Origin of the sequence: Qipengyuania sp. ABI-127-1, assembly GCA_022953095.1 — a bacterium.
GTDB lineage: Bacteria > Pseudomonadota > Alphaproteobacteria > Sphingomonadales > Sphingomonadaceae > Qipengyuania.
This window is the reverse complement of sequence record JALJCR010000004.1, coordinates 39,180-56,299: the sequence shown is the minus strand read 5'-3', so window position 1 is coordinate 56,299 and position 17,120 is coordinate 39,180. Positions and strand designations below refer to the sequence as shown.

The following is a 17,120-nucleotide window of genomic DNA, read 5'->3' as shown; positions in this document are numbered from 1 at the left end:
GGTTAGTGGTGTTCCCGCGCCACCCTGAAACCGGCAAAATCCTGGCTTACCGGCATCAGCTCGATGCGGTTGATGTTCAGGTGGGGGGGCAGTTCCGCGATCCAACGGATCGTATCGGCGATGTCTTGCCCCGTCATCGGGTCGGCGCCGCGATAGAGGTCGTCGCTGGCGTCCTGGCTGCCGGTTCGCACCAGCGTGAATTCGGTTTCGACCATACCCGGCTCGATGCTGGTCACTCGCACGCCCGTGCCATGCAGATCAGCGCGCAAAGCGAGCGTGAAGTGGTTCACGAAGGCCTTGGATCCCGCATAGACATTGCCGCCGGGGTAGATGTAGCTGCCCGCGACCGAGCCGATGGCGATAATCGCGCCCTTGCGCTCGATCAGCGTGGGCAGCAGCTTGCGGGTGAGCACCACCATGGCCGTTACATTGGTGTCGATCATGGTCTGCCAGTCGTCGAGGCTGGCTTCCTGCGCGGGCGACAGTCCCTGCGCGAGGCCGGCGTTGTTCACCAGCAGATCGATGCCCGCGAACGCTTCGGGCAATGCGGTAATCGCCGCGTCCATGGCTTCGGCGTCGCGGACATCGAAACAGGCGGCATGGACCTTATCCGCGCCAAGCTCCTCCACCAGCGCGTCGAGCCGCTCCTTGCGCCGCCCGGTTGCCACGCAGCGCCAGCCGCTCGCCACCAGCGTGCGCACGGTCGCTTCGCCAATGCCTGCGGTTGCTCCGGTGACGAACGCGGTCCGGCTCATCCGCGCAACTCCGCGCCCTGCTTGGCGGCGCTCGCGACCACCTTGTCCGAGATCGCCTTGATCTCGGCGTCGGTGAAGCTCTTCTCGCCCGGCTGGAGGGTGACTTCGACGGCGACCGACTTCTTGCCTTCGGGCACGCCCTGTCCTTCGAACACGTCGAACACGCGCGCCTCGACGATCGCCTTCTTGTCTGCGCCACGCACCGCCTTCACCAGGTCGCCCGCCGCAAGATCGGCGGGGACGAGGAAGGCGAAATCGCGCGTGAGAGACTGAAGCGCGGGCGGCGCGTAGTGGGCGCGCGCGAAGCCAGCCCCCTTTTTCGCCGGGACCGAATCGAGGAGGATCTCGACCGCCATTACCGGGCCATCGACGTCGAAGGCCTTGAGCGTCTTGGGATGCAGCGCGCCGAAGCGAGCCAGCACGTTCTTGGGGCCGAGGCGCAGCGTGGCCGACTGGCCGGGGTGGAACTGCTCGCCCGCCTCGCCCATCACCATGAGGTTTGCGACCGGCGCACCGGCGGCTTCGAGCAGCGCGACGGCCTCGGCCTTGGCGTCATAGGCATCGAAGCTCTGCGCCTTGCCGCTGTGCCAGCCGCGCGAAGTCTTGTCGCCTGCAAGCACCACGCCGAGCGTCGGCTTCTCGTCGCTCGCCCCGCCAGACCCGTGAAGATAACGCCGTCCGATCTCGAACAGGCGAGTACTGTCCGCCCCGCGATCGGCATTGCGCTTTGCCGCGGAAAGCAGACCGGGGATGAGCGAGGGGCGCATCGCCTTCATGTCTTCGCTGATCGGGTTGTCGAGCACCCAGAGCTGCGCACTATCGGCAAAATGCTCGGCTTCGGATGTGGGCAGGAAGGACCAGGTGATCGCCTCGTTCAATCCGCGTGCAGCGGCAGCGCGGCGCAGCTTGCGCTCGGCTTGCTGCAACGGGGTTGCGGTGGGCAGCGCGACACCAGGACGACGCGGGAGCGGCTCGCTTTCGACCTCGTCGATGCCGTGGATACGCACCACTTCCTCGACCAGATCGGCCGGACCCTCGATATCGTGGCGGCGCGGCGGACAGATGACCGTCCAGTCGTCGCCCACCGCGAAGTCTAGCGAGGTGAGGATGGCGCGCTGCTCGTCATGGGGAACTGCCAGACCGCCAAGACGCTCGGTCAGGTCGGGGTCGAACGTGACCGTCCGTGCGTCTGTCGGCGGCGTACCAGAACGCACCGCCTCAGTCGGCTCGCCGCCGCAGGTCTTCATGATGAGGTTGGTCAGGATCGCGAGTCCATCATCGAGGAAGGCCGGATCCACACCGCGTTCGAAGCGCGTGCGCGCGTCCGAAGCGAGGCCGAGCTTGCGGCCCGTCACGCCGATCCGCTCGGGATCGAAATAGGCGATCTCGAGCAGCACATCGGTCGTCGCTTCGGTCGCACCCGAATGCTCTCCGCCCATGATCCCGGCAATATCGTGTACATCGTTATCGTCGGCGATCACGGTCATCGTGTCGTCGAGCGTGTAGGTTTTCTCGTTCAATGCCTCGACCGTCTCGCCGTTCTTCGCGCGGCGAGCGACGACTGCGCCCGAGAGCTTGGAAAGGTCATAGACATGCGCCGGACGCCCGAAGGCGAGCATGAGGTAATTGGTCGCATCGACCAGCGGGGAGATCACGCGCTGGCCCGCAGCAATCAGGCGGCGCTGCATCCATTCCGGGCTCGTGCCGGTGTTGTCGACCCCGCGAATAACGCGGCCATAGAACGCCGGGCAGCCTTCCGGATCGTCGGTGCGGATTTCGACCGGGCATGGACCCGAAGCCTCGAGGGCCGAAGCTTCGACCGGCTTGTAGGCCCCAAGGCCCGCCGCCGCGAGGTCGCGCGCGATGCCCTGAACGCCCATGCAATCGGGGCGGTTCGGCGTGATCGCTACGTCGAAGACGGGCGAGGCGTCGTGGTAATCGGCGAATGTCTGACCGACCGGCGCATCTTCGGGCAGCTCGATGATGCCATCGTGTTCCTCGCCCAGTTCGAGCTCGCGCACCGAACACATCATGCCATTGGATTCGACACCGCGGATCGCGCTCTTGCGCAATTCCATGCCGTTGGCCGGGACGACCGCTCCGGGCAGGCCCAGCACGCCCTTCATGCCCGCACGTGCGTTAGGCGCGCCGCAGACGACCTGCAGCGGGTCGCCCTCACCCGTATCGACGGTGAGGACCTGCAGTTTATCGGCATCGGGATGCGGGGCAGCGGTGAGCACATGCGCGACGCGAAAACCGGCGAGCTTGTCTGCCGGGTCCTCAATCCCCTCGACCTCGTGCCCGATGCGGTTGAGCGCGGCCGCGACCTCCGCCGCGCTCGCATCGGTGTCGAGGAAGTATTTCAGCCATTCGAGCGAGAACTTCATGCTTTCGCTCCCACGCCTGCGGAAAGGGTCGGCTGGTCGAAGGGCGAGAAGCCGTAGTGGTCGAGCCAGCGCTGGTCGCCATCGAAGAAGGCGCGCAAGTCGTCCATCCCGTATTTGAGCATGGCGAGGCGATCGACGCCCACGCCGAATGCGAAGCCCTGCCATTCCTGCGCGTCGAGCCCGGCGAACTCGATCACGCGGGCATTGACCATGCCGCTCCCGAGCAGTTCCATCCAGCCGTGGCCCGGCGCATCACCGTCACCGCCAAGCACGCGGCGGCCGTTCACATCCTGCCAGCCGACATCGACCTCCACCGAAGGCTCGGTAAATGGGAAATAGCTGGGGCGCAGGCGCAGTACGATGTCCTCGCGCTCGAAGAAGGCCTTGAGGAAAGTTTCGAGTGTCCACTTGAGATGGCCCAAGTGAATGTCGCGATCGATGACGAGGCCTTCGACCTGGTGGAACATCGGCGTGTGCGTGGCGTCGCTGTCGCTACGATAGACGCGGCCCGGCGCGATGATGCGGATCGGTGCGCCCTGCTTGACCATCGAACGAATTTGCACCGGCGAGGTGTGCGTCCTGAGCAGCATGCGCCGCCCGTCGCTGTCGACGTCCGGGAAATAGAACGTGTCGTGCATCGCCCGGGCAGGATGCGTCTCGGCCATGTTGAGCGCGGTGAAATTGTGCCACTCATCCTCGATTTCGGGACCGGTCGCGACCGAGAAGCCGAGGTCGGCGAAGATTTCCGCCAGTTCATCCATCACCTGGCTGACCGGGTGGACCGATCCTTTCGGCGCTTCGGGCGCGGGGAGGGTCAGGTCGAGGCTTTCGGTTGCAAGCCGCGCTTCGAGTTCGGCGTCCTCGATCACTGCCTTTCGCGCGGCGATGGCGTCGGCGGTTTCGGTCCGCAACCCGTTCAGCAGCGGCCCCTGTATCTGCCTCTCCTCCGGAGTCATCTTGCCGAGCGTTTTCATCAGCCCGGAGATCGAGCCCTGCTTGCCGAGGAATTCGATCCGCAGCGCTTCGAGGGCCGCGGCATCGGGCGCATTTTCGATCCGCGTCAGCGCATCGGTCTTGAGGTGTTCGAGGTCGGTCATTCTGTCTGGCTTGATGTGTCGGGAAGGTATGCCCGCGCCCTCTAGCCGCTTAGGCGCCGCATCCCAAGCCCCGATTGGCCGGGCCGCTCGCTCGAGATGCGGGCGAATGGACCAAGGAAATGCGCCCGGTCACAGCGACAGGAGTTTCGAGGATCGATCCCGTATCTCGTCGGATCACGAGCGGGGAGCGTGCGAAACTTCGCAAGGCACGCTGGCGGCGCAGGAAGATGCGCTGCAGGAACCCTTCTTGCGGCACGTGTCGGTCATTCGCCGCCGAGTGGCCGAGAAGGCTTGTGTAGAACCTGCATCGCTTCGCCCGCAATGGCCGCACGAGCATGGGCCGCGGCCATCAGTACCGGATGCGGCAAGCTGGCATATTCGCTGGGCGACATCATCATGAACCGCCTGAAATCGCGAACGAAATGGGCTTGGTCGTGATAATGGGTATCGAGCGTGTCGATCCATTTGAGCGATGGGTCGAGCATGAACTTGGCGAGGCTGCGGACGAATCGCTGGCGGCGCAGCAACAATTGCGGGCCGAAACCGAACATCCTGCTGCAAAACCGCTCCATCGTGCGTGTGCTCATGCCGAGTGTCTGTGCGAGTTCGGTCACGCTATGGAACCGCGGATCGGTAATCGCCTCTTCGATCCGCAGCAATCTTGCCTCACGCGCGCCCTCACCCGCGGCAGGCTCCGCCAGCAACGCATCCAGCTCGCCGACCATGGCGTCGCGCTCGGCGACGAGATCGCCATCTCCATCGAGGACGCAGGCACACAGTTTGCGCAGACGCTCGAGAGCAGGATCGGTTTCCACATCGGCGTAGCGGTCGGCATAGGCCCTCGCCGGAGCATCGGTCAGCCGAGCCCAGCCGAGCGGCAGGAAGCCAATGCCCCACGACCGCCCCCTGGTGGCCCGGAAATGAGTGGTCACGCTGGTAGGCCCCGCCATAACCGCCCGCGGTACGCGTTCGAGCGGCCCGCCTCCCATTCCCGCCTCGATCGTGCGTTGGGGAATCAGGCGCAAATTGGCCCATTCGGGATGTAGCCAATCCTCCACCACATCGTCTTCGCCGCCGCCCGAGATCTCAAGATGATAAAGCGTCGTGACGAAGGGGCGAAGATGCTCCGGCGGGAGGAAAAATCGCAAGGCAATCGCTGGAGATGCGCCCCCGATCGTCATTATCGTATCACCCCGAGGGCGAGGCGCGCAGCACCCTGATTGGCGGACTTCGGGAACAGATCGTTCATCCTGTCACCATTGCAGGCCTGAAGTATGTTATGATCCTGCTCATGGTGAAACCAGGGTTTGCGCCGGCGACCCCCAAACCCGTTTGCGATCCGCCATGAATGCAGCCATCACCGGATGTGGTTTTGCCGCATATTCGCTGGGCGAGCAGCGCATGAAAGCGTGGAATTCATGCACGAAATGCGACTGGTCATGATAGTGACCATCGATCACGGCCGACCAACTCGTCCGCGGTTCAAGCATGAAGGCCGCAAGGCTGCGCATCAGCCGCTGCCGCCTCAGCAGCAGGCGCGGAGAAAATCCGAAATGACGGGCACACAGACGTTCAAGCGTTCGCTTGGACATGCCGCTACGCTGGGCGAATTCATCGACATAGAGCAGGCGCGGATCGATCATGATCTCGTGCACCTTCTGGATCCGCGCACTGTCGCGCGGAGGGCTGGCAAGCTTGCGGAAGAAATCCGTAAGGAATGCAAATTGCTCCTCGTCCGAGTGCTCGCGCGAGCACATTACCTCGCACAGCGGTGCAAGACGCGAGAAATGCGGACTCGCTTCGCCATCGACAAGCGTATTGGCGTGATCGGCGGCGTGCGCGCCCACGAAGCGCGCCCAACCTTGCGGGAACAGGCCCACGCCCCACATGCGCGTTCTGCCGAGCAGAAAATGTGTTGGGCAGGAAGTCGGGCCGGTTGCCAGAAACCGGGCGCCGGACACGCTGGGTCCTTCAGGAAATTCGGCCTTCGGTGGATTTTCGGCGAAGAAACGCAGATTGGACCATTCGGGCTGGAGCCAGTCTTCGAGTACCTCGCCTTCGGGCAGGCTCACTTCAAGCCGGTAAATCATCGTGAAGCATCGCGCCAGATCATCCGGCGGTGCGAAAAACCGCACATCAATACAGTTCTGATCGATCAATCGCCCCCTCCCAGCATGTAGGGGAATATACCTAGTTGTGGAGCGACGACAAGCGCTTACGAAACAAAAAAGGGCGCTCCTCGCGGAGCGCCCTTTGGAATGAGCCGCAGATTGCGCGATTAGGCGGGCAGTGCCTTCTTGGCCTGCTCGATGATTGCCTTGAAGGCAGCCGCTTCGTTCATGGCGAGATCGGCCATCACCTTGCGGTCGAGTTCGATCCCGGCGAGTTTGGTGCCGTGCATGAACTGCGAATAGGTCAGGCCTTCCGCGCGAACCGCAGCATTGATGCGCTGGATCCACAGCGCGCGGAAGTTGCGCTTCTTAACCTTGCGGTCGCGATAGGCGTACTGGCCCGCCTTTTCGACCGCCTGGCGGGCGATGCGGATCGTGTTCTTGCGACGGCCGCGATAGCCCTTCGCCTGATCCAATAGACGCTTGTGCTTCTGGCGCGTGGTGACGCCGCGTTTGATGCGAGGCATTTCGTATTCTCCTTAATTCGCGCTCAGTCGAGGCCGTAGGGCGCCCACTTCTTCACCGTCTTGCTGTCGGCTTCCGACAGGACGGTGGTGCCGCGGTTCTGGCGAATATACTTCGCATTGTGGCTGATCAGGCGGTGGCGCTTGCCCGCAACACCGTGCTTGACCTTACCGGTGGCGGTGATCTTGAAGCGTTTCTTCACACCGCTTTTGGTCTTCAGCTTGGGCATTTTCATCTCCTTGACAGAGACACGTCGCGCCAGCCCTGGCAGCCCTTACGGCCAGACCGGCGGTGAATCACGTGTCGGTGAAGGGCGCGCATCTAGCGGTTCTGCGCGCAAAAGCAAGTCAGAAGTGGGCCAGATAACCCCCATCGACCGCCAGCGTGTGGCCGGTGATGTAACTTGCCTCGGGTGAGGAGAGGAAGGCCACCGCGCCGACGATTTCGTTCGGCGCTCCCCAGCGACCGAGCGAGGTGCGGCGTGCGAGGTGCTGCGCGATATCGGGATCGGCGACCATCTCCGTATTCGCTTCGGTCGCGAAATAGCCCGGCGCGACGGCGTTCACGGTAATACCGGCATATCCGAGTTCGGCGGCAAGCGCGCGGGTCAGCGCCGCCAGCCCGCCCTTGCTGGCAGTGTAGAGCACGTCGCCGCGCGCAATGTCGGCGGCGATGGAGGTGATGTTGACGATCCGGCCATATCCGCGTGCCTGCATCAACGGCACGGCACGCCGCGCAAGGTCGAACGGCGCGACGAGGTTGGTGGCAAGCATCGCCGCCATGTCGTCGCGCTGGAGCTGGTCGAGGGGGCGCCGGTCGCGCTGGCCGACATTGTTGACAAGGATGTCGAGTCCGTCCTCTGCCAGCCGGGCGAAGGCCTCTTCGGTCGCGGCATCGTCGGAAATATCGAAGGGCAGCGGCCGCGCGCCATCGCCGATCCGCTTTGCCGCCTCTTCCAGCGGAACCGGGTCGCGGCCGTTGAGCCAGACGGTCGCGCCGCCTTCGATCAGTCGCCGAGCAATTTCGAAGCCGAGCCCGCGCGCCGCTCCGGTAACCAGCGCGATCCGCCCTTCAAGCGTGTCGGTCACACAAGGCACCGGCGCATCAGACAGGCATGGCAGAGATGCTGCACATCTGCTCGAGTCCGTGCTTCATTGCCGCTTTGACGACTAGCAGTGCCAGCGGATTGGGCCACCCCAGTTGAGTGACAAGCAATCCGGCGAGTAGAGTGAGAACCTTCTCGAGATCCCCGCTCTTCGCAAGTTGGTCGTATGTGCCGCATACGAGATTTTTCGCCTCGTTCCACAGCTTGCGAAAGATCGCCTTTCCCTTTGCCACCACGTCGCCCCACAGGCCCGCAGCGTGCATCTCCCCCATCATCTCCGCCTTCGTAGCGAAGACACCATTTGCGACACCGGCAATCCCAAATTGCGCGGCCGCAGATGCATCGTGAAGCGCAATGTTCGCCATGAGCTCGTCTTCGCTAAACGACAATAGCTTCGCACGATCCGATGCGCTGATCTCGATCTCGCTCATACCCCGTCTCCTCCCAGCGGCGATCTTTTCATCCGCCTTTACCTCACCCCATCGCTTCGAGCACGTCCTCCAGTCGCGCGGAATCCCCCAAAGCGATCACGCGGCCATCGCTGTTCGCATCCAGGGGATTGCCCTGCCAGTCGCTCATCACGCCGCCCGCACCCTCGACCACAGGAACCAGAGCCGCGAAATCGTGGAGCTTGAGGCCCGCCTCGACGACTACATCGACATGGCCCGATGCGACCAGCGCGTAATTGTAGCAATCGCCGCCATAGATGATCTTGCGTTCGGCCACCGATTTGACGACGCCCATGAAGGCATCGACATCATCGCCTGCAAACTGGTGCGGGGTGGTGGTGGCCAGCACTGCGTCGGACAGCTCTTTGCAGGCCGCGGCCCGCACCGGCTTGCCATTGAACGTCGTGCCTTCTCCAATGCGGCCCACCCACCGCTCTTTGGCGATGGGCTGATCGATTACGCCCAGCACCGGCCAGCCGTCCTGCATCAACGCGATCAGCGTGCCGAAGATCGGCCGTCCGGCGATAAAGCTGGTGGTCCCGTCGATCGGGTCGAGCACCCATTGCCGCCCGGCGCCTTCATTGCGCGTGCCGTATTCCTCGCCGATAATGCCATCGTCGCCACGTTCTGCCTCGATGATCGCCCGCATGGCAGCCTCGGCCGCACGATCAGCCTCGGTCACGAAGCTGCGATCGGACTTCTGTTCCTGCGACCATTCGCCGCGAAACAGTGGTCGAATCGCTTCGCCCGCCGCCTCGGCCAGGCGGTTGGCGAGGACGAGATCGGCCGCGCTCGCCATATCAGTCGAACAGCGAGCTGACCGAACTTTCGTCGGCGATCCGGCGCACCGCCTCGCCGATAAGCGGGGCGATGGTGAGGATGCGGATGCGGTCGGAATCCTTGGCGGCATCGGTCGGACGGATCGAATCGGTGATGACCAGTTCTTTCAGCGCAGAGCCATCGACGCGTGCCACCGCGCCGCCCGAAAGGACGCCGTGGGTTATATAGGCGGCGACAGATGCTGCGCCCTGGTCGAGCAGCGCCTGCGCCGCATTGCACAGCGTACCGCCCGAATCGACGATGTCGTCGATCATGATGCAGTGGCGGCCCGACACGTCGCCGATAATGTTCATCACTTCGCTCTCGCCCGGGCGGTCGCGGCGTTTGTCGACGATGGCCAGCGGGGCGTTGTCGAGCCGTTTGGCCAGCGCACGGGCACGCACCACGCCGCCGACGTCGGGGCTGACGACCATCAGATCCTGATCGCCGTAGCGCGCCTGAATGTCCGCCGCCATGACCGGCGCGGCGAAGAGGTTGTCGGTCGGGATGTCGAAGAAACCCTGGATCTGCCCCGCATGCAGGTCCACTGCAAGGACCCGGTCGGCGCCTGCTTCGGTGATCAGATTGGCCACCAGCTTGGCCGAGATCGGCGTACGCGGGCCGGGTTTGCGATCCTGACGGGCATAGCCGAAATAGGGAACAACCGCCGTGATCCGGCGCGCCGATGCGCGTTTCAGAGCATCGATACAGATCAGCAGTTCCATCAGGTTGTCGTTCGCCGGATAGCTGGTCGACTGGACCACGAAAACATCTTCGCCGCGCACGTTTTCGTGAATTTCGACGAAAATTTCCTCGTCGGCGAAGCGGCGCACCTGCGCATCGACGAGGGGCATTTCGAGATAGCCTGCAATCGCGCGAGCAAGCGGCAGGTTCGAATTGGCGGCCATGATCTTCATGCGGCGAATCCTTGGGAGCTAGCAGTGCGCCCCGCCTAGCCGAGCGTCATGGGATTGCAACACGGCGGTGAGGGTTTTGAAGAGTCTTTAGCCCATGTGTGCTGCCGACACTCGCGACCAGCACACGGCACTAATATTACTTCGTGTGGTGTTCACCTTTGATCCAGCGCACGGTGCCGCTCGACGCACGCATCACCACGCTTTCCGTCGTCATGCGGCCACCGCGCAGATATTTTACGCCTTCGAGCAGGGAGCCGGAAGTCACCCCGGTAGCGGCGAAGATGCAGTCGCCCTTCACCAGATCGTCACGGATATAGATACGATCGAGATCCTCGATGCCCCATTTGGCGGCACGCGCCTTCTCATCGTCGTTGCGGAACACAAGGCGTCCGTTGAACTGTCCGCCGACGCAGCGCAGCGCTGCAGCAGCGAGGACACCTTCGGGGGCGCCGCCCTGGCCCATATACATGTCGATCGTCGTATCTTCGTCGGTCACGGCGATCACGCCCGCCACATCGCCATCGCCGATCAGGACCACGCCGCATCCAAGGCCGCGCAATTCGGCAATCAGATCCGCATGGCGTGGGCGGTCGAGAACGCAGACGATGATGTCGGAAGGCTCCACGCCCTTCGCTTCGGCGACCGCCTTGACGTTCTCGGTCGGCGTTTTGGCCAGATCGATAATGCCTTCGGGATAGCCCGGGCCGACCGCCAGCTTGTCCATGTAGACATCGGGAGCGTTGAGCAGGCAGCCCTCTTCCGCCGCCGCAAGAACTGCCAGCGCATTGGGGCCGGCCTTGGCGGTGATGGTGGTGCCTTCGAGCGGATCGAGAGCGATGTCGATCTTGGGGCCGCGGCCCGGCGCGCCGCCGACCTTTTCGCCAATGAACAGCATTGGTGCCTCGTCGCGCTCGCCCTCGCCGATCACCACCGTGCCGTCCATATAGAGCGTATCGAAGGCCTTGCGCATGGCTTCGACCGCAGCGGCGTCGGCGGCCTTTTCGTCGCCCCGGCCGATGAGCTTGGACGCGGCGACCGCCGCGGCTTCGGTCACACGGACCATTTCCAGCACCAGAACGCGGTCGAGCGGATTGTCGGCAGGCGAGTTCATTATCGGTTCATTCCCTCACGTGAGTTTGGCGCGACGGATTGCCGACGCGAGAATTCGTTTGCGGGGCGCGGATAGACAGGGAGCCTTGCATTGTCGAGACGCTGGTGGGTGGCAATTACTACAATCGGCGCGGTCACACTGTCAGGCGCCGGGGCCGCGCAGGAAGGCCCCGGGCCGCCCGAACGTATCGACATCCTGATCCCGCAGCGCGATTTCGAAGGCCCGCTGGAGGATTGCAGCGCGGAACAGGAAGCCGCGACCATATCGGGAGAAATCATCGTCTGCCGCAAGCGCCGCGACAATGCCGAGTACGGATTCGACGCCGAGCGCGCCCGGCAGCGCTTTGCCGAGGAAACCATGAACAAGGGCGATATCCGGGCACCCGACGTCGCAGGTGCGGGGATTTTCAGAGGACCTGCAACCGTCGGCGGCGTATGCGGGATCGGCCTGAACCCCTGTCCGCCCCCGCCGGCCTATATCGTCGATTTTTCGGCTCTGCCGGAAGCCCCACCCGGATCGGATGCTGATCGCATGGCCCGCGGTCTTGCACCGCTCGGCAATGCCGCCCCCGCCCAGCAGCAACGCAAAGAGGTCGACCTCGGCCTGCCGCCCGTACCGACAACGGACCGAGGCAGCGACATCAGTCCTTCAGAATCGGCATCACCAAAGGTGGAGCCGTCAGGCTAGGCGAACCATCGAGCAGCTCGAGCGCCTTGGCCACGCAGCGCTCGGGTCCCTCATGCGTGACCATGGCCACCAGAACCTCCCCGCCCTCATGGTCGCGGCCACGCTGGATAAGGCTTTCGATCGAAACCTCCGCATCGCGCATGGCGGCGGTGATTTCGGCGAGCACGCCGGGTCGGTCGTTCACGGTGAAACGGATGTAGTCGCGGCCCACGCGATTGCCCGGATCGGCAGGAGCGAATTGTTCGAGCTGCTCCACCGGGACCGAGAACGGAGCTCCGCTATCGCCTCGCGCAATATCGATGAGATCGGCAACCACGGCGCTCGCGGTAGGCCCGGCCCCGGCGCCGGCCCCTTGGAACAACAGGCGTCCGACGAAATTTCCCTCGGCGACAACCGCATTGGTCGGCCCGGCGACCGCTGCCAGGGGATGGCCGCGCCCGACCAGACAGGGGCGAACGCGCTGGAGAAGCGTAGGCTGCTTTTCGCTTCGGTCGAGCGAGGCGATACCGACCAGCCGGATGACATAGCCAAGCGATCCTGCCTGGGTGATGTCGGCTGCGCGAACTTCACCAATACCCGTAGCCGCGACATGATCGAAATCCACGCGAGCGCCAAAACTGATCCCAGCGAGAATCGCCAGCTTGTGCGCGGCATCGACTCCTTCGATATCGAAGGTAGGATCCGCCTCGGCATACCCCTTTTCCTGCGCCGCGCGCAGCATGTCGCCGAAATCGGCACCGGTGCGCTCCATCTCGGACAGGATGTAGTTACAGGTGCCGTTCAAAATACCATAGATTCGCTCGATCCGATTGGCTGCGGCGCCTTCGCGCAAGCCCTTCACCACCGGAATGCCGCCAGCAACCGCCGCTTCGAACTTGAGCGGCACACCGCGCAGGGCAGCCTGTTCCGCCAATGCGAGCCCATGATGCGCGATCATCGCCTTGTTCGCGGTGACGAACCCTTTGCCGGCATCGAGTGCCGCCCGCGCCAGTGTGAGTGCGGGACCGTCCGATCCACCGACCAGTTCGAGCACGACATCGACATCGCCGCGCTCGGCCATGGCCTGCATGTCGTCGACCCAGATATAAGAGGACAGGTCGATACCGCGATCGCGTGAACGGTCCCGTGCATTGATTGCAACGATCTGGAGTTCCCGACCGGCACGGCTTTCGATGGTCGACCGGTTGGTTTCGAGCAATTCAATCACACCGATTCCGACGGTGCCGAGCCCGGCAAGGGCAATGCGGAGAGGTTCAGCCATGGCGCTCGCCTAGCCCAGCCGCAGGCGTGGGGGGAACCAGTTTGTCTTGTGGAAGGTGAAGCGCCGCCTGTCAGTCGCGGGTGCGGGGGCAAGGCCCCAACGCCTCGCGAACCAGTGTATAGTCCACGCTGGCAAGCGCACGCGAACGCGGGTCGCGCGACAGGTTGGCATTGCCGGGCAACGTATCGGGCAGCGAACAGGCAAGCCTATACCATTCGAGCGTGTCACGCTGCGGAGCGCGTGCCGACTGATCGACTATCTCGGTCCACGAGACACCCCAGCGTGGAGCCTGCCCCGGGCGCCGCACGATGGTGACCGAAACCGGCCCGTCGTTTTCGGTGTCGAGGAAAAGCTGGGTTTCGGATTCACCGGCCAGGGTACCCTCGACCGCGAGGGCATCGCGGATGCCAGTCACGCGCGGAGGCGCATCCGGTGAGAGGAGCGCGGACAGAACCGGCCGCAGCCGCGCTTCGAATGCCTCACTATAGGAAAACTGGGCTCGCGGATCGACAAGCTGAATTTGGTCGGGTCGATCCGGGACAGGACGCGCGAACAGGATCACCTCCTGCTTCTTCAGCTTGGGCGCCCTACCCCGCTCATCCAGCGGGACATCGACCAGATAGCGCAGCGACTCGCCGACCGGCACATTTCCCGCGATCAGCGCGGAGGTCCGCGCCTCTACATAGAGTCGGACGAATCCCGGCAGGAGACCCGGCGACCGCTCGGGCTCCACCGTAGCTTGTCGGCGAATCTGCGCGCGCAAGACCAGCGGAGCGCCATCGGCGAGGTCAACGATATCGGCATAGGATAGCTCGTCGGCTTCCGCGTGATCCTGCGCCATACCCGGCACCGATACCGATATCAGGGCGGCGCAGGCGAGCAGAGATTTCGCTGAATATCGTGTGATTTGCATGATGATGGCTACTTCTGCTTGCGTATGCGGGAGGCAATTCGGTCAACCGATGACCACTCGCCAAGGTTCCTCCGCACACGGCACTGAATCCCCGGTTAACCGATAAAGGATTTGCGGTGAAAGGGCATCGTAGCTAAAGGGTCGGGCCGGACCCGAGTAGATGATACATTGTTGCTTGGGGAGAGGTGTCCGGGTTCTAATTGGGAACTTTCGTGCACCTTCGCCGCTGAGCCTTCCGTGGCCCGAGCGGTGCGAATGCGTTAACGATGCCCCATGTCACGCCAATCGGGCGGGTCGCAAGTGGGTGTCAAATGGCCCCGGGTTAACCGGGGCGACCGATGGAGTGATGCAACCGAATGGCTTATGCTGACCAACAGATGAGCGGCAATCGCATCGTCGCGATCATCATTGTTGCCCTCATTCATGTCGCTCTCGGTTACGCTCTCATCACCGGCCTCGCATATAATGCGGTACAGCAGGTGGTCGAGCGCGTGACCACGATCGATATCGAGGAACCACCGCCCCCCGAGGAAGAGCCGCCGCCGCCGCCGCCGGAGAACGTGCCCGACACGCCGCCGCCGCCGGTCGCACCGCCGCCGCCGATCAATATCGCGCCGGCTCCGCCTCCGATCCGGACGCAGACGACGATTCCACCGCCGGCTCCGCCGCGGCTCGTCATCCCGCCGCCCGCACCGCCGGCGCCGCCTCCACCGCCGTCGAAGGCCCGCAGCGCGACTCCCAAGGGCCAGAGTGGCTGGGCTCGTCGCATTCAGAGCAACTATCCTCGCCGCGCGGAGCGGGAAGGTACCGAAGGTTCTGTCGGTGTGACAGTTCAGATCGGGGCCAATGGTCGCGTATCTTCCTGCAGCGTGACACGCTCTAGCGGATCGAGCGACCTCGATTCGGCCGCTTGTGACGGGATGACCCGCTATGCGCGGTTCAACCCTGCGCAGGATGCCGCAGGCAATGCGATTTCGGATACCTGGTCGACCACCATCGTCTACCAGCTGAACTAACTCTCCAGGGCCTGCTGCGGCAGGCGGACCACGGAATACTCAAAAGGACCACTCGTTATGACCTTCGAACTTCTTGCAGCTGCCGCAGATGCAGCTCCGCAAAGCTCTTTCGGTTTCATGGAAGCCATGGAACAGGGCGGCTTCGTCGCCTGGTTCATTCTCGGCGTGATGGTGATCATGTCGGTCGGCTCGTTCTACATCCTGTTCACCAAGCTGTTCGAACAGCGCAAGGTGCTGGCCCAGTACAAGGCCGTGCGCACGCAGTTCTGGAAAGCCGGCTCGCTCAAAGACGGCGCAACGAAGCTCGACAAGAACAGCGCATGGCGTCAGCTCGTCGATGATGCGATCCTCGCCGAGAACCAGCATGCCAAGATGACCGACAAGCTCGAAGCGCACGACTGGATGCACGGTTCGCTGCAGCGTTCGGAAGACACGATCAACTCGAAGCTCGCAGGCGGCCTGCCGTTTCTCGCAACGGTCGGGGCAACCGCACCGTTCGTCGGCCTGCTCGGCACGGTTATCGGCATCTACCGCGCCCTGATCAACATCGGCATCGCCGGTTCGGCTTCGATCGACAAGGTCGCCGGTCCGGTCGGTGAGGCGCTGATCATGACCGCAATTGGTCTGTTGGTCGCGGTTCCGGCCGTGTTTGCCTACAACTGGCTCCAGAGCCGCAACAAGCGCATCGCCGAGCTGATGCACGCCTTCTCAAACGACCTTCTGGCCAACATCAACTCGAACGGTTCGGTCAAGCCGACCTACATGACCGCGACCTCGACGCAGGCAGCCGGCAAGGCCGCCCGTACCGCTCCGGCCGCCAAGCCGGCTGCGACGACCACCACGGTCAAGAAGTAAGCGATCGGGATCGGGGGCAGCCTTCGGCCGTCCCCGATTTCTCCGCATCGAACCCAAGAATTTCGAACGTTAGGAACTGAACCATGGCGATTTCGACAGGAGGTGGCGGCGAGACGCCCATGTCGGACATCAACACCACGCCACTCGTGGACGTGATGCTGGTGCTTCTGATCATCTTCCTTATCGCGGTTCCGGTCGCGATCCAGACTATCGAGAAGCTGGAAGTCCCGGTCTTCGAATCGCTCGAGTCCAAGGACAAGGTTGAAAACCTCCTCCTCACCGTCAGCACCACCGACGACAATGGCGTCAGCGCTGGCGAGCCCGGTTTCCAGGGTGCATCGCGTAACGGCGACTGCCGCGTCTATTTCAACAATATCGCGCCGGTCACCTCCGAAGAACTGTACGATCAGGCTTTCGAGCGTCTCGACGCCATCGTGCAGCGCGCCGGAGGCCCCGAGGCGATCATGGAAGACCCGGAGAAGATTCCGCAGGTGCACATCCGCGGTGACGTGAACGCTCCCTGGTCCTGCGTGGCCGGTGCGATCTACAACGTCCAGGCGGCGGGCTACCCCACCGTCGGCTTCATCTCGAACCCGGTCGATCCCAACGCGTGATCGCGCGGTTCGGCAAAGCACATTAGGGAGTAACCCACTATGGCAATGTCAGGCGGCAAGGATGATGGCGCGCCGATGATGGAAATGAACATGACGCCGCTTATCGACGTCCTGCTCGTTCTCCTCATCATGTTCATCATCACCATTCCGGTCGCGACCCATGCGGTCAACATTGACCTTCCGCAGCCTAACCCGACACCGCCCGATGTCGTCGTCGAGCCTGAGAAGAACAAGCTCGTGCTCACGGTGGACAACGCGATCCTGTGGAACGGGAATGCGGTCGACATGGGTCAGTTGCGTACGCTGCTCGAGCAGTCGAAGGCCATCAACCCCGAGCCCGAGCTGCAGTTCGAGCCCGAGGCGCAAGCCAGCTACGATCTGGCCGCCAAGGTCCTGCAACTGATCAAGGCCAGCGGTGTGACCAAGTTCGGCTTCGTCGGAAACGAACGCTACCGGACGTTCGGGAAGGCCGGTTAAGGCGTTTCTCGGCACAATCGG

The 17,120-nt window shown here is 63.5% G+C and carries 19 protein-coding genes; 5 read left to right on the top strand and 14 right to left on the bottom strand.

The window, feature by feature from the left end:
- Positions 1 to 2: 2 nt before the first annotated feature.
- The 12 genes from MUY37_RS15150 to glpX all read right to left on the bottom strand — a co-directional run bounded on the left by MUY37_RS15150 (position 3) and on the right by glpX (position 11,276).
- Positions 3 to 755, bottom strand: coding sequence for an SDR family NAD(P)-dependent oxidoreductase (locus MUY37_RS15150; RefSeq protein ID WP_499196195.1), 753 nt, complete (start codon positions 753 to 755; stop codon positions 3 to 5).
- Positions 752 to 3,142 carry a phenylalanine--tRNA ligase subunit beta gene (gene pheT / locus MUY37_RS15145; RefSeq protein ID WP_499196194.1) on the bottom strand — a complete coding sequence of 797 codons (2,391 nt, stop codon included), beginning with the start codon at positions 3,140 to 3,142 and terminating at the stop codon, positions 752 to 754. Before pheT ends, MUY37_RS15150 begins: the two co-directional genes overlap by 4 nt.
- A complete protein-coding gene (gene pheS, locus MUY37_RS15140) occupies positions 3,139 to 4,239 on the bottom strand; it encodes a phenylalanine--tRNA ligase subunit alpha (RefSeq protein WP_499196193.1) in 1,101 nt (366 codons plus the stop codon). Before pheS ends, pheT begins: the two co-directional genes overlap by 4 nt.
- 263 nt (positions 4,240 to 4,502) lie before the next feature.
- Complete coding sequence (locus MUY37_RS15135) at positions 4,503 to 5,420, bottom strand: helix-turn-helix domain-containing protein (RefSeq protein WP_499196192.1); 918 nt, start codon at positions 5,418 to 5,420, stop codon at positions 4,503 to 4,505.
- 108 nt (positions 5,421 to 5,528) lie between these two features.
- Positions 5,529 to 6,398, bottom strand: coding sequence for an AraC family transcriptional regulator (locus MUY37_RS15130; RefSeq protein WP_499196191.1), 870 nt, complete (start codon positions 6,396 to 6,398; stop codon positions 5,529 to 5,531).
- A 119-nt stretch (positions 6,399 to 6,517) separates the two neighbouring features.
- Entirely contained in the window at positions 6,518 to 6,877 is a 360-nt protein-coding gene (gene rplT / locus MUY37_RS15125) for a 50S ribosomal protein L20 (RefSeq protein ID WP_499196190.1), read from the bottom strand.
- Between the two features lie 23 nt (positions 6,878 to 6,900).
- Positions 6,901 to 7,104, bottom strand: coding sequence for a 50S ribosomal protein L35 (gene rpmI, locus MUY37_RS15120; RefSeq protein WP_067693021.1), 204 nt, complete (start codon positions 7,102 to 7,104; stop codon positions 6,901 to 6,903).
- A gap of 118 nt (positions 7,105 to 7,222) precedes the next feature.
- Complete coding sequence (locus MUY37_RS15115; RefSeq protein WP_499196189.1) at positions 7,223 to 7,963, bottom strand: SDR family oxidoreductase; 741 nt, start codon at positions 7,961 to 7,963, stop codon at positions 7,223 to 7,225.
- A gap of 16 nt (positions 7,964 to 7,979) precedes the next feature.
- Positions 7,980 to 8,411: a hypothetical protein gene (locus MUY37_RS15110; protein ID WP_499196188.1), complete on the bottom strand. Its 432-nt coding sequence runs from the start codon at positions 8,409 to 8,411 to the stop codon at positions 7,980 to 7,982.
- Positions 8,412 to 8,454: 43 nt separating this feature from the next.
- A complete protein-coding gene (hisN, locus tag MUY37_RS15105) occupies positions 8,455 to 9,228 on the bottom strand; it encodes a histidinol-phosphatase (protein WP_499196187.1) in 774 nt (257 codons plus the stop codon).
- A 1-nt stretch (position 9,229) separates the two neighbouring features.
- Entirely contained in the window at positions 9,230 to 10,165 is a 936-nt protein-coding gene (locus MUY37_RS15100; RefSeq protein WP_499196186.1) for a ribose-phosphate pyrophosphokinase, read from the bottom strand.
- A 136-nt stretch (positions 10,166 to 10,301) separates the two neighbouring features.
- Positions 10,302 to 11,276, bottom strand: a complete 975-nt coding sequence (gene glpX, locus MUY37_RS15095; protein ID WP_499196185.1) for a class II fructose-bisphosphatase — start codon at positions 11,274 to 11,276, stop codon at positions 10,302 to 10,304.
- 108 nt (positions 11,277 to 11,384) lie between these two features.
- Between glpX and MUY37_RS15090 the strand changes: the two genes are divergently transcribed.
- Positions 11,385 to 11,963 carry a hypothetical protein gene (locus MUY37_RS15090; RefSeq protein WP_499196184.1) on the top strand — a complete coding sequence of 193 codons (579 nt, stop codon included), beginning with the start codon at positions 11,385 to 11,387 and terminating at the stop codon, positions 11,961 to 11,963.
- Here MUY37_RS15090 and MUY37_RS15085 read toward each other — a convergent pair.
- Positions 11,917 to 13,224 carry a homoserine dehydrogenase gene (locus tag MUY37_RS15085; RefSeq protein ID WP_499196183.1) on the bottom strand — a complete coding sequence of 436 codons (1,308 nt, stop codon included), beginning with the start codon at positions 13,222 to 13,224 and terminating at the stop codon, positions 11,917 to 11,919. The genes MUY37_RS15090 and MUY37_RS15085 overlap by 47 nt on opposite strands.
- A 70-nt stretch (positions 13,225 to 13,294) precedes the next feature.
- Positions 13,295 to 14,137 (bottom strand): hypothetical protein, encoded by an 843-nt coding sequence (locus MUY37_RS15080; protein WP_499196182.1) that lies wholly within the window; start codon positions 14,135 to 14,137, stop codon positions 13,295 to 13,297.
- Between the two features lie 356 nt (positions 14,138 to 14,493).
- On the opposite strand from MUY37_RS15080, the gene MUY37_RS15075 reads away from it, so the two are divergent.
- The 4 genes from MUY37_RS15075 to MUY37_RS15060 all read left to right on the top strand — a co-directional run bounded on the left by MUY37_RS15075 (position 14,494) and on the right by MUY37_RS15060 (position 17,099).
- On the top strand, positions 14,494 to 15,153 hold the full coding sequence (locus tag MUY37_RS15075; RefSeq protein ID WP_499196181.1) for an energy transducer TonB: 660 nt from the start codon (positions 14,494 to 14,496) through the stop codon (positions 15,151 to 15,153).
- Between the two features lie 57 nt (positions 15,154 to 15,210).
- The gene (locus MUY37_RS15070; protein WP_499196180.1) at positions 15,211 to 16,008 is read left to right on the top strand and encodes a MotA/TolQ/ExbB proton channel family protein; all 798 of its coding nucleotides are present in this window, start codon (positions 15,211 to 15,213) and stop codon (positions 16,006 to 16,008) included.
- 83 nt (positions 16,009 to 16,091) lie between these two features.
- Positions 16,092 to 16,622 (top strand): ExbD/TolR family protein, encoded by a 531-nt coding sequence (locus MUY37_RS15065; protein WP_499196179.1) that lies wholly within the window; start codon positions 16,092 to 16,094, stop codon positions 16,620 to 16,622.
- 39 nt (positions 16,623 to 16,661) lie between these two features.
- Entirely contained in the window at positions 16,662 to 17,099 is a 438-nt protein-coding gene (locus MUY37_RS15060) for an ExbD/TolR family protein (protein WP_499196178.1), read from the top strand.
- The last annotated feature ends 21 nt before the right edge of the window (positions 17,100 to 17,120 follow it).

Excerpts from the sequence above, each read along its gene's own strand:
- pheS (WP_499196193.1), bottom strand. The coding sequence starts at position 4,239 with ATGACCGACCTCGAACACCTCAAGACCGATGCGCTGACGCGGATCGAA.
- MUY37_RS15110 (WP_499196188.1), bottom strand. The coding sequence starts at position 8,411 with ATGAGCGAGATCGAGATCAGCGCATCGGATCGTGCGAAGCTATTGTCG.
- rplT (WP_499196190.1), bottom strand. The coding sequence starts at position 6,877 with ATGCCTCGCATCAAACGCGGCGTCACCACGCGCCAGAAGCACAAGCGT.
- rpmI (WP_067693021.1), bottom strand. The coding sequence starts at position 7,104 with ATGCCCAAGCTGAAGACCAAAAGCGGTGTGAAGAAACGCTTCAAGATC.
- MUY37_RS15150 (WP_499196195.1), bottom strand. The coding sequence starts at position 755 with ATGAGCCGGACCGCGTTCGTCACCGGAGCAACCGCAGGCATTGGCGAA.
- MUY37_RS15070 (WP_499196180.1), top strand. The coding sequence starts at position 15,211 with ATGACCTTCGAACTTCTTGCAGCTGCCGCAGATGCAGCTCCGCAAAGC.
- glpX (WP_499196185.1), bottom strand. The coding sequence starts at position 11,276 with ATGAACTCGCCTGCCGACAATCCGCTCGACCGCGTTCTGGTGCTGGAA.
- MUY37_RS15080 (WP_499196182.1), bottom strand. The coding sequence starts at position 14,137 with ATGCAAATCACACGATATTCAGCGAAATCTCTGCTCGCCTGCGCCGCC.
- MUY37_RS15100 (WP_499196186.1), bottom strand. The coding sequence starts at position 10,165 with ATGAAGATCATGGCCGCCAATTCGAACCTGCCGCTTGCTCGCGCGATT.
- MUY37_RS15065 (WP_499196179.1), top strand. The coding sequence starts at position 16,092 with ATGGCGATTTCGACAGGAGGTGGCGGCGAGACGCCCATGTCGGACATC.
- MUY37_RS15085 (WP_499196183.1), bottom strand. The coding sequence starts at position 13,224 with ATGGCTGAACCTCTCCGCATTGCCCTTGCCGGGCTCGGCACCGTCGGA.
- MUY37_RS15060 (WP_499196178.1), top strand. The coding sequence starts at position 16,662 with ATGGCAATGTCAGGCGGCAAGGATGATGGCGCGCCGATGATGGAAATG.
- MUY37_RS15135 (WP_499196192.1), bottom strand. The coding sequence starts at position 5,420 with ATGACGATCGGGGGCGCATCTCCAGCGATTGCCTTGCGATTTTTCCTC.
- hisN (WP_499196187.1), bottom strand. The coding sequence starts at position 9,228 with ATGGCGAGCGCGGCCGATCTCGTCCTCGCCAACCGCCTGGCCGAGGCG.
- pheT (WP_499196194.1), bottom strand. The coding sequence starts at position 3,142 with ATGAAGTTCTCGCTCGAATGGCTGAAATACTTCCTCGACACCGATGCG.
- MUY37_RS15075 (WP_499196181.1), top strand. The coding sequence starts at position 14,494 with ATGGCTTATGCTGACCAACAGATGAGCGGCAATCGCATCGTCGCGATC.